This is a genomic window from Lysinibacillus sp. NPDC095746 (genome assembly GCF_044763535.1).
Lineage (GTDB): Bacteria > Bacillota > Bacilli > Bacillales_A > Planococcaceae > Lysinibacillus.
Genome location: NZ_JBIWGL010000084.1, coordinates 1 through 1,008, shown reverse-complemented (window position 1 = coordinate 1,008; position 1,008 = coordinate 1). Strand labels below are relative to the sequence as shown.

1 protein-coding gene is annotated in these 1,008 nt (G+C 40.7%); it reads left to right on the top strand.

What is annotated here, in order from left to right; genetic code table 11:
* Nucleotides 1-63: 63 nt before the first annotated feature.
* The gene (locus tag ACIQ7N_RS23670; protein ID WP_402936684.1) at nt 64-999 is read left to right on the top strand and encodes an IS30 family transposase; all 936 of its coding nucleotides are present in this window, start codon (nt 64-66) and stop codon (nt 997-999) included.
* Nucleotides 1,000-1,008: the final 9 nt, after the last annotated feature.

Below are 1,008 nucleotides of genomic sequence, written 5' to 3'. Positions count from 1 at the left end.
AAGCCCATAACGACCTCGTGTAAAATGTAGTTACCACACAAACATTCAAACGGAGGAATCGTTATGAGCTATACCCATCTTACCATATCAGAACGTGTAAAAATAGAAACATACCTGGAACTTGATTATTCGATTCGTAAAATAGCGAAACTCTTAAATCGCCAACCTTCTACGATTTCCAGAGAGATAAAACGCCACGTCGGTAATACGGCTGACGAAGCGCAAGTACGTTACCACCAAAATAAATCCAACTGTGGTGCCAGGTCAAAATGTACGCCAGAAGTAAAAGAAGCTGTTCAAGAAAAGTTGCGGGATACATGGTCGCCTGAACAAATTGTCGGCCGCTTGTATCAAGGACAGCTAAGTTTTAAAACCATCTATCGCTGGATTTACGATGGTCTTTTAGAAGTGCCTATAACCGTTCTTCGTCAAAAGGGAAAGCGCCAAAAGCCCCGCGAAACAAGGGGAAGATTTAACATTGGCACACCAATTTCTAAACGCCCAAAAGAAGTACGTAAACGTGAAACCTTTGGACATTGGGAGTTAGATACAGTTGTATCTGGACGTGGGAAAGCAAAAGGTTGTGTCGCAACATTTATTGAGCGAATGACACGGTGGTATGTTGGCTTTTTGATACCAGATCGCTCAGCACAATCAATGGAAAGAGCAGTACGTCTTCTACATACTAAATTACCAAAAGGCGCTATAAAAACAGCCACAACAGACAGAGGTAAAGAATTTAGCTGCTATAAAGTGTTAGAAAAAGACTTGAAAATTGATGTTTATTTTGCGGACGCCTATTCTTCCTGGCAACGCGGAAGTAACGAAAATGGAAATGGATTACTTCGCGAATTCTTCCCAAAGCAAACGAATTTCGAAGAAGTATCACCAGAAGAACTAACAGAATCATTAAACTATATCAACAGCCGACCAAGAAAATGTCTTGGTTGGAAAACTGCAAACGAGGCTTTTAATGAGCAATTGTTGCACTTAATTTGACAAATCGTC